Source organism: Dietzia maris (assembly GCF_014144855.1).
Taxonomy (GTDB): Bacteria; Actinomycetota; Actinomycetes; order Mycobacteriales; family Mycobacteriaceae; genus Dietzia; species Dietzia kunjamensis.
Window position 1 is genome coordinate 1 of the sequence record NZ_JAALDN010000166.1, and the last position, 9682, is coordinate 9682.

Here is a 9682-nt window from a genome sequence, read left to right on the forward strand (position 1 = left end):
GGGAGCTCCGGGCGGTGTACGCCGAGGCGTTCGGAGACGAGCCGTTCGTCCACGTCCTGCCCGCGGGCGTGCAGCCCATGACCGCCTCCGTGCTCGGATCCAATGCGGTGCAACTCGGCGTCGAGGTCGACGAGCGCGCCGGCCGCGCGGTGTTCACCGCGGCGATCGACAACCTCGCCAAGGGCACCGCCGGGGGCGCGATCCAGTCGATGAACCTCGCGCTCGGACTCCCCGAGACCGCCGGACTCAGCACCGTCGGCCTGGCCCCGTGACCGCGGACGCCCTGGCGGGCGCCACCTCCAGAGGCCGGGTCCACGGTCTCGAGATGTGGTGGGCCCCGGAGGGAACCCATGCGATGTTCTGGGTCGCCCCCGCCGGCTCGACCGGCATCCTCAACGTCCACGGTGACGGGGCGGACGCGGTGGAACTGCGGTGGAGCACCCTGAGCGCCGAGATCCCGTCCACTCGCGCGGTCGTCCTGCTCGACGGCCCCGGCGTCGGAGACCCCGGCGCGGACTTCACGGCCGCGCACGAGGTCGCCGAGAACGTCGCCCGGTTCGTCAGCACGAGATCGGGTGTCGAGGCCGGCCCGATCGAGGTGCTCGTCTTCCGGCCTGACACCGATCACGCGCCGTGGCCGGAACCCGCACCGACGGCGGACGGAGCCGAGTTCCGTTTCCGACACCGCGGTGGCGCGGACGTCCGACTCGCCCTGACCATTCCCGACCAGCCCGGAGAGGCCTGACATGACCACCGAGATGAACGACGGCTCCACGCAGCTGACGCCGTTCGTCCGCGCGCACGTGCTCGCCGAGGCGCTGCCGTGGCTGCAGAAGTTCCACGACAAGATCGTCGTGGTCAAGTACGGCGGTAACGCCATGGTGGACGACGACCTCAAAGCGGCGTTCGCGGCGGACATGGTGTTCCTCCGCACCTGCGGGCTCAAGCCCGTGGTGGTCCACGGGGGCGGGCCGCAGATCACCTCCATGCTCGGTCGTCTGGGCATGGAGGGCGAGTTCCGCGGCGGGTTCCGGGTCACCACCCCCGAGGTCATGGACATCGTCCGCATGGTCCTGTTCGGCCAGGTCGGACGCGAGCTCGTCGGTCTGATCAACGCCCACGGCCCCTACGCGGTCGGGATCTCCGGAGAGGACGCGGGACTGTTCACCGCGGTTCGCCGGACAGCGATGGTCGACGGGGAACCCACCGACATCGGCCTGGTCGGCGATGTGCAGTCCGTCGACCCGCGGGCCGTCCTCGACCTCATCGAGGCGGGCAGGATCCCCGTCGTGTCGACCATCGCGCCCGACTCCGACGGAACCGTGCACAACATCAACGCCGACTCCGCGGCCGGGGCGCTCGCAGCGGCCCTGGGTGCGGAGAAGCTGATCGTCCTGACCGACGTCGAGGGGCTGTACACCGACTGGCCGGACCGCTCGTCCCTCGTGACGCATCTCGGTACCGAACCACTCGAGCGGCTCCTCCCGTCCCTCGAGAGCGGGATGGTGCCCAAGATGGAGGCCTGTCTGCGGGCGGTCCGGGGCGGGGTGCACGCAGCCCACGTCATCGACGGCCGCGTCGAACACTCGGTGTTGCTCGAGATCCTCACCGAAGGGGGCATCGGGACGATGGTCACCGAGGGCCACCACGAAACCAGGTCGCCGGCAGGAGTCGAGAAATGAACGACACGCACACCGTCACCGACACCCCGACCCTCACCGCGCGGTGGGACGACGCGCTGATGCGCAACTACGGCACCCCGCCGCTCGAGCTGGTCTCGGGCAGTGGCGCGACGCTCACGGGCGCCGACGGTCGTGAGTACGTCGACCTGCTCGGCGGGATCGCCGTGAACTCCCTCGGACACGGCCACCCGGCCGTGGTCGACGCGGTCAGTCGCCAGGTCGCCGAACTCGGGCACATCTCCAATCTGTACGTCCACCCCAGGGTGGTGGAGCTGGCCGAACGCCTCGAGTCCCTCTTGGCGGTGGACCAGCCGGTCCGGGCCTTCTTCTGCAACTCGGGAGCCGAGGCCAACGAGGCCGCGTTCAAGATCGCCCGGCGCACGGGCCGGTCCCGGATCCTCGCCGCGCAGAACGGCTTCCACGGCCGGACGATGGGGGCGTTGGCGATGACGGGCCAGCCCGCCAAGCGCGCGCCGTTCGAGCCCATGCCACCCGGGGTCGAGTTCTCCCCCTACGGCGACATCGACGCCCTGACCACGCTGGTGGAGCTGGCTCCGGGCGAGACGGCCGCCGTCATCATCGAGCCGCTCCAGGGCGAGGGCGGCGTCGTCGAGCCCCCCGAGGGGTTCCTCGCCGACGTGCGCGCCCTGTGCACCGAGCACGGCGTCCTCATGATCGTGGACGAGGTCCAGACGGGGATCGCCCGTACCGGTGCGATGTTCGCCTGCCGCAAGGCCGGGGTCGTGCCCGACGTGATCACCCTCGCGAAGGGGCTCGGTGGTGGCCTGCCGATCGGCGCGTGCCTCGGCGTCGGCGCCGCGGGCGAACTACTCACCGCCGGGCAGCACGGCACCACCTTCGGCGGTAACCCGATCTCGTGCGCCGCCGCTCTCGCCGTCCTCGACACGATCGAGTCCGATGACCTCGTGACGCACGTCGACCGCCTCGGCAAGATCATCGCCGCCGAGATCGAGTGCCTCGACCACCCACTGGTCGACCACGTGCGTGGACGGGGCCTCCTGCTCGGGATCGTGCTCACCGCGCCCGCTGCCAAGGCGGTGGAGGAGGCGGCGCGCGGAGCCGGGTACCTGGTGGGTGCCACCACGGCGGACGTGGTCCGCCTCGCACCACCGCTCATCCTCACCGAACAGCAGGTCGCCGAGTTCGTGTCCGCGCTGCCCGGGATCCTCGACACCGCGTCGTCCACCATCGCAGCCCAGAAGGAGTCCTCGTCATGACCGGCCCGACCGTCAGCTCATCGACCGCGTCGACCGCGACCTCCACCCCTGCGGTCCGTCACTTCCTCCGCGACGACGACCTCAGCCCCGCCGAGCAGGCCGAAGTCCTGGACCTCGGGTTGAAGCTCAAGGCCGAGCCGTTCTCCGCCCGACCCCTGGAGGGCCCGCGGTCTGTCGCGGTCATCTTCGACAAGACCTCCACCCGCACCCGGTTCTCGTTCGACGCCGGGATCGCGGAACTGGGCGGGAACGCCATCGTCGTCGAGTCCGGCTCCACCCAGATGGGCAAGGGGGAGACCCTCTCCGACACCGCCCGGGTGATGTCGCGCTACGTCGAGGCGATCGTGTGGCGCACCTACTCCCAGGACGGCCTCGTAGAACTCGCCGCCCACGCGGACGTTCCCGTCGTCAACGCCCTGAGCGACGAGTTCCATCCGTGCCAGATCCTGGCCGACCTGCTCACCATCCGGGAGAACTTCGGCCGCACCGAGGGACTCCGGGCGGTGTACCTGGGGGACGGGGCCAACAATATGGGCCACTCCTACCTCCTCGGGTTCGCGACCGCGGGTATGCACATCACCATCGCGGCCCCCGAGGGGTATCAACCCACCGGTCAGGTGGTCGCCGACGCCGAGCGGATCGCCGCGGAGACCGGTGGTTCGGTGACCATCACGACGGACGTCGACCGGGCTGTCGACGGCGCCGACGTCCTCATCACCGACACCTGGGTCTCGATGGGCATGGAGGACTCGGCCACGCAGCGTCTGCGGGACCTCGCCGACTACCAGCTGGACCGGGCGTCGGTGGCCAGGGCCTCGGACGACGTCATCGTGCTGCACTGCCTGCCCGCCTACCGGGACAAGGAGATCGCCGCCGAGGTGATCGACGGCCCCCACAGCCGAGTCTTCGACGAGGCCGAGAACCGACTCCACGCCCAGAAGGCGCTTCTGGTCTGGCTACTGGAGCGATCGTGACCGCCGTCGGCAGCGTCAGCAGGACGGCCCGGCACGCCCGGATCACGGAGATCCTGCGTCGCCGACCGGTGCGCAGTCAGACCGAGCTCGCCGAGGCGTTGGCGCAGGAGGGTATCGCCGTGGCGGTGGCCACCCTCAGCCGGGACCTGGACGAACTCGGCGCCGTGAAGCTCCGCGCCGCCGACGGAGGCGCCGGCCGCTACGTGATCCCCGAGGACGGCAGCCACGTGCCGGGAATCCCCGGTGGGACGGACCGCCTGGGCAGGCTGATCGCGGACCTGCTCGTGTCCGCCGACCACAGTGCCAATATCGCGGTCCTGCGCACTCCTCCCGGGGCGGCCAACTTCCTCGCCAGTGCCCTCGACCGGGCCAATCTGGATGACGTCGTCGGGACCATCGCGGGGGATGACACCATATTCGTGATGGCCCGCGAACCCGTCACCGGAGCTGAACTCGCCGACCGACTGGCCGGACTGGCACGGCGCCAGATCTGACCGGCCCCGCGCACACCGAACCACCCCGAACAGACCCCACACATCAAGGAGAACACCATGTCCGATCGCGTCGTCCTCGCCTACTCCGGCGGACTCGATACCTCCGTCGCCATCAGCTGGATCGGTCAGGAGACCGGTGCCGAGGTCGTCGCCGTCGCCATCGACCTCGGTCAGGGTGGTGAGGACATGGACGTCATCCGGCAGCGCGCACTGGACTGCGGAGCCGTGGAGTCGGTGGTCGTGGACGCCCGCGACGAGTTCGCCGATGACTACTGCGCTCCCACGATCAAGGCCAACGGCCTGTACATGCGCGAGTACCCGCTGGTCTCGGCGATCTCGCGTCCGCTCATCGTCAAGCACCTGGTCACCGCGGCCAAGATGCACGGCGGGACCTCCGTGGCGCACGGCTGCACGGGTAAGGGCAACGACCAGGTCCGCTTCGAGGTCGGTTTCGGGGCGCTCGCGCCGGACCTCGACGTGATCGCGCCGGTCCGTGACTACGCCTGGACCCGTGAGAAGGCCATCGAGTTCGCCGAGCGGAACGAGATCCCGATCAACGTCACCAAGAAGTCGCCGTTCTCCATCGACCAGAACGTCTGGGGCCGTGCGGTGGAAACGGGCTTCCTCGAGGATCTGTGGAACGCCCCGACCAAGGACGTCTACGACTACACCGAGGACCCGACCATCAACTTCGCCGCCCCCGACGAGGTCACGGTGACCTTCTCCGAGGGCGTGCCGGTCGCGATCGACGGCCGCAAGGTGAGCGTGCTCGAAGCGATCGAGGAGCTCAACCGTCGCGGCGGCGCGCAGGGCGTCGGGCGCCTCGACATGGTCGAGGACCGCCTGGTGGGCATCAAGAGTCGCGAGGTCTACGAGGCGCCGGGCGCCATGATCCTCATCACCGCCCATAAGGCACTCGAGGACGTCACCCTCGAGCGTGAGCTCGCCCGCTACAAGTCCGGCGTGTCCGACACCTGGTCCAACGCGGTCTACGACGGTCTGTGGTTCTCGCCGCTCAAGTACGCCCTGGACGCCTTCATCGACAACACGCAGCAGCACGTGTCCGGTGACATCCGGATGGTCCTGCACGGCGGCTCGATCACCGTCAACGGCCGTCGTTCCGACTCCTCGCTCTACGACTTCAACCTCGCCACCTACGACGAGGGCGACTCGTTCGACCAGAGCTACGCGAAGGGCTTCGTCAACCTGCACGGCCTGAGCTCCAAGATCGCCGCCAAGCGGGACCTCGGCCTGTGAGTGCGGAGCAGGGCGACTCCGGGCGCCACGGCACCAACACGGGCTCCCTGTGGGGAGGTCGGTTCTCCGGCGGGCCGTCGGAGGCCATGGCCGCGCTGAGCAAGTCCACCCACTTCGACTGGGAGCTGGCCCCGTACGACATCCGCGCGTCCAAGGCCCACGCCCGGGTTCTGCACCGTGCGGGTCTGCTCACCGGTCCCGACCTGGACGCCATGCTCGACGGGTTGGATCGCCTCGCCGCGGACGTCGATTCGGGGGCGTTCGTCCCGGCGCAGTCCGATGAGGACGTGCACGGCGCCCTCGAGCGCGGCCTGATCGAGCGGGTGGGGCCCGAGGTGGGGGGCCGGCTGCGAGCGGGCCGGTCGCGCAACGACCAGGTGGCGACCCTGTTCCGCATGTGGCTCCGCGACGCCGTGCGGGCGGTCGCGGCGGGGGTCCTCGATGTGGTCGACTCGCTCGTCGGCCAGGCGGACGCCCACCCCGAGACGGTGATGCCGGGCAAGACGCACTTCCAGGCCGCGCAGCCGGTCCTGCTCGCCCACCAGTTGCTCGCGCACGCCCAGCCGTTGCTGCGCGATCTGGACAGGATCCGTGATCTCGACCGTCGTCTGGCGGTGTCGCCGTACGGATCGGGTGCGCTGGCGGGGTCGTCGTTGGGGTTGGACCCGGACGCGATCGCCGCCGAGCTCGGTTTCGACCGGGCGGCCGACAACTCGATCGACGCCACGAGCTCCCGCGATTTCGCCGCCGAGGCGTCGTACGTGCTGGCGCAGATCGCGGTCGACCTGTCCCGCCTGGCGGAGGAGATCATCGCCTGGTCCACGCCCGAGTTCGGGTACGTGACGTTGGCGGACGAGTGGTCGACGGGCAGCTCGATCATGCCGCAGAAGAAGAACCCTGACGTGGCGGAGTTGATGCGCGGGAAGACCGGTCGACTGATCGGTAACCTGACCGGCCTGCTGGCGACCCTCAAGGCGCAACCGCTGGCCTACAACCGCGATCTGCAGGAGGACAAGGAACCGGTCTTCGACTCGGTGGCGCAGCTGGATCTGTTGCTGCCGGCCATGGCCGGTCTCGTGGCCACCCTGGAGTTCCATCCGGAGCGGCTCGCCGAGCTCGCTCCCGCCGGGTTCACCCTGGCCACCGACATCGCGGAGTGGATGGTCCGGCAGGGCGTCCCGTTCCGGGTCGCCCACGAGGCGGCGGGGGAGTGCGTCCGTGTGGCCGAGAACCGCGGTGTGGGGCTCGACGAGTTGGACGACGACGAGTTGGCGGCCGTGGACCCCGCGCTGACGCCCGAGGTGCGCGAGGTCCTCACCGTCACCGGTTCGATCGCGTCGAGGAACGCCCGGGGCGGCACCGCGGGCGAGGCGGTGGCCGCGCAGCGCAGGCGGCTGGGCGAGATCCGCGACGAGTTCGCGGGCTGGGTAGGGTGAGCGCCATGTCCGTCATCGACGCACGTCTGCTCGAGATCCTCGCCTGCCCCGAGGACAAGGGCCCGCTCCTGCTCGCGGGATCGGAGACGCTGTACAACCCGCGTCTGCGCCGGGCCTACCGGATCGACGACGGCATCCCCGTGCTGCTGGTCGACGAATCCCGGCAGGTGGACGACGCCGAGCACGCGGAGCTGGTCGCCCTGGCAGGTGGAGGCACCGAGGGGTGAGTTCCCCGGACGACCGGACAGGCCCCGCCGTCGGCACCGATACCGATCGGTTCCGGTTGCTGCTGCGGGAGTCATCGCCTGACACCGCGGCCCGGGCTCTGCTCGGAGGGATCCTGTCCCACGGCGCGGTCTCGGTGAGGATCATGGAGGTCGAGGCCTACGGCGGGCCACCGGAATCCCGCTTTCCCGACGCGGCCGCTCACACCTGGCCGGGCCCCACCCCCCGGAACGAGGTCATGTTCGGGGACGCCGGTCATCTGTACGTCTACCTGAGCCACGGGATCCACCAGTGCGTGAACATCACGTGCCGGCCCGCCGGGGAGGGCGGGGGAGTACTGCTCAGGGCGGCCCGCATCGCCGGCGGCCACGAGATCGTGGACTCCCGCCGGCCCGGCGTCCCGGCCGAGCGGGCCGCCCGCGGACCCGGCAATCTCGGCAGCACCCTGGGCATCGACCTCACGATGAGGGGCATCGACGTGCTCGACTCGTCGTCGTCGGTCCAATTCCGCCCCGACCCGGTCCCCGGGCACCACATCAGGTCCGGTCCGAGGGTCGGGGTCTCCCGCGAAGCGGACCGCCCGTGGAGGTTCTGGGTGGCCGGCGCGCGGGAGGTCTCCGCGTACCGACGCAGCCCACGGGCCCCGCAGCTGACCCGCCCCGTGGTGGCCGGACACGCCGAGTGAGGGACAATGTCCGTCGTGACCAACAACATCCTCGATGAACTGCAGTGGCGCGGGCTGATCGCCCAGTCGACAGACCTCGATGCGCTCCGGGCGCACCTCGACGAGGGCGCCGTGTCGCTCTACTGCGGGTTCGACCCGACCGGGCCGAGCCTGCACGCCGGTCACCTCATCCCGCTACTGACCCTGCGCCGGTTCCAGTTGGCCGGACACCGGCCGATCGTTCTGGCAGGCGGCGCCACCGGCATGATCGGTGACCCCCGCGACGTGGGGGAGCGGGTCATGAACACCTCCGACACCGTGGCGGAGTGGACCGAACGGATCGCCGGGCAGCTCGAGCGGTTCGTCGACCTCACGGAGGGCCCCGCGGGGGCGCGGGTCGTCAACAACATGCAGTGGACCGGCCACATGACGGTGATCGAGTTCCTCCGCGATGTCGGCAAGCACTTCTCGCTGAACACGATGCTGGGTCGGGACACGGTCAAGCGTCGGCTGGAGGGGGAGGGGATCTCCTTCACCGAGTTCTCGTACATGCTCCTGCAGGCCAACGACTTCCTGCAGTTGCGCCGCAACATGGGGTGCACGCTGCAGCTCGGGGGGTCCGATCAGTGGGGCAACATCGTCGGCGGAGTGGATCTGAACCGCCGGGTCGACGGGGAGCCCGTGCACGCGATGACCGTTCCTCTGGTGACCTCATCGGACGGGAAGAAGTTCGGGAAGTCGACCGGAGGCGGGAGTCTGTGGCTCGATCCAGCGATGACGAGCCCGTACACCTGGTACCAGTACTTCCTCAACACCGCCGATGCCGATGTGGTGCGGTACCTGCGGTGGTTCTCCTTCCTCGGTAGGGAGGAGATCGACGAACTCGAGGAACTCACCCGGGAGAAGCCCCACATGCGGGCCGCGCAGAAGCGACTCGCCGAGGAGATGACCACCCTGGTGCACGGGGTCGCCGCCACCGAGTCCGTGCAGGCCGCCGCGCAGGCACTCTTCGGCAGGGGAGAGTTGACCGGCCTCGACGAGGCGACGCTGGCGGCGTCGCTGGAGGATGCCGGCGCTGTCGAGATCGCTCACGGTGAGCCCGCCACGATCGTCGATCTCCTGGTGGCCTCCGGTCTCTGCGACAGCAAGGGGGCGGCGCGGCGTGCGATCGGGGAGGGCGGCGCGTACGTCAACAACGAGCGCGTCTCGGATCCGGAATGGACGCCGACGGCCCCCGATCTCCTCCATGGTTCATGGCTGGTGCTCCGCCGGGGGAAGAAGAACTTCGCCGGGGTCAGGATCGCCTGAGTCCCGAGGATCGTTGACAGCGCCGGTGATCCCGGCGCTGTCGGCGTTTCGGCGGGTTACCTGCGGGTTTGCGTTTCCGTTCACGTCTGCGTAACTTATTGGAAGTCGCCGAGAGCGGCCCGGGCCGAGAGGCCGGGGACGCCGAGGAGACAGGCTCCGAACAGCAGGAAGATCCCGCCGGTTTGACCCGGTGAGACCGGATAGCTAAGATGGAGAAGTTGCCCTCGAGAGAGTGGCAGCGGCGCCGCGAGGCGGGAAAGCAGACCGGATTGTGAATCGGAACGCGAACCTGTTACGCTGGTGGAGTTGCCCTCCTCGGGAGGGCAGCGAAGATCACCCCGGTTGAGGCGAGGCGAACAGCCCCGCGGAGACGGTGTGTGGGTGTTGTTTGAGAACTCAACAGT

The 9682-nt window shown here is 69.7% G+C and carries 11 protein-coding genes; all 11 read left to right on the forward strand.

Annotated elements, in window-relative coordinates:
* Nucleotides 1-272: Asd/ArgC dimerization domain-containing protein (locus G6024_RS06130; protein WP_338122134.1), on the forward strand; the 272-nt coding region annotated here is incomplete at its 5' end.
* On the forward strand, nucleotides 269-745 hold the full coding sequence (locus G6024_RS06135; protein ID WP_067714079.1) for a hypothetical protein: 477 nt from the start codon (nucleotides 269-271) through the stop codon (nucleotides 743-745). The genes G6024_RS06130 and G6024_RS06135, both read left to right, overlap by 4 nt.
* A gap of 1 nt (nucleotide 746) precedes the next feature.
* Nucleotides 747-1682, forward strand: a complete 936-nt coding sequence (gene argB, locus G6024_RS06140; protein WP_067714080.1) for an acetylglutamate kinase — start codon at nucleotides 747-749, stop codon at nucleotides 1680-1682.
* Nucleotides 1679-2920 (forward strand): acetylornithine transaminase, encoded by a 1242-nt coding sequence (locus G6024_RS06145; RefSeq protein WP_119193435.1) that lies wholly within the window; start codon nucleotides 1679-1681, stop codon nucleotides 2918-2920. Before argB ends, G6024_RS06145 begins: the two co-directional genes overlap by 4 nt.
* A complete protein-coding gene (gene argF, locus G6024_RS06150) occupies nucleotides 2917-3894 on the forward strand; it encodes an ornithine carbamoyltransferase (RefSeq protein WP_119193436.1) in 978 nt (325 codons plus the stop codon). The genes G6024_RS06145 and argF overlap by 4 nt, the downstream gene beginning before the upstream one ends.
* Nucleotides 3891-4388, forward strand: coding sequence for an arginine repressor (locus G6024_RS06155; protein WP_082923787.1), 498 nt, complete (start codon nucleotides 3891-3893; stop codon nucleotides 4386-4388). Before argF ends, G6024_RS06155 begins: the two co-directional genes overlap by 4 nt.
* A gap of 57 nt (nucleotides 4389-4445) precedes the next feature.
* Entirely contained in the window at nucleotides 4446-5645 is a 1200-nt protein-coding gene (locus G6024_RS06160; RefSeq protein WP_067714089.1) for an argininosuccinate synthase, read from the forward strand.
* On the forward strand, nucleotides 5642-7081 hold the full coding sequence (argH, locus tag G6024_RS06165) for an argininosuccinate lyase (protein WP_067714091.1): 1440 nt from the start codon (nucleotides 5642-5644) through the stop codon (nucleotides 7079-7081). Before G6024_RS06160 ends, argH begins: the two co-directional genes overlap by 4 nt.
* 5 nt (nucleotides 7082-7086) lie before the next feature.
* A complete protein-coding gene (locus G6024_RS06170) occupies nucleotides 7087-7308 on the forward strand; it encodes a Trm112 family protein (protein ID WP_067714095.1) in 222 nt (73 codons plus the stop codon).
* Nucleotides 7309-7364: 56 nt separating this feature from the next.
* The gene (locus tag G6024_RS06175) at nucleotides 7365-7991 is read left to right on the forward strand and encodes a DNA-3-methyladenine glycosylase (RefSeq protein ID WP_067714140.1); all 627 of its coding nucleotides are present in this window, start codon (nucleotides 7365-7367) and stop codon (nucleotides 7989-7991) included.
* A gap of 6 nt (nucleotides 7992-7997) precedes the next feature.
* Entirely contained in the window at nucleotides 7998-9278 is a 1281-nt protein-coding gene (gene tyrS, locus G6024_RS06180) for a tyrosine--tRNA ligase (protein ID WP_172812119.1), read from the forward strand.
* Nucleotides 9279-9682: the final 404 nt, after the last annotated feature.

Coding starts and splice junctions, on each gene's coding strand:
- argB (WP_067714080.1), top strand. CDS start 747: ATGACCACCGAGATGAACGACGGCTCCACGCAGCTGACGCCGTTCGTC.
- G6024_RS06145 (WP_119193435.1), top strand. CDS start 1,679: ATGAACGACACGCACACCGTCACCGACACCCCGACCCTCACCGCGCGG.
- argF (WP_119193436.1), top strand. CDS start 2,917: ATGACCGGCCCGACCGTCAGCTCATCGACCGCGTCGACCGCGACCTCC.
- G6024_RS06160 (WP_067714089.1), top strand. CDS start 4,446: ATGTCCGATCGCGTCGTCCTCGCCTACTCCGGCGGACTCGATACCTCC.
- G6024_RS06170 (WP_067714095.1), top strand. CDS start 7,087: ATGTCCGTCATCGACGCACGTCTGCTCGAGATCCTCGCCTGCCCCGAG.
- tyrS (WP_172812119.1), top strand. CDS start 7,998: ATGTCCGTCGTGACCAACAACATCCTCGATGAACTGCAGTGGCGCGGG.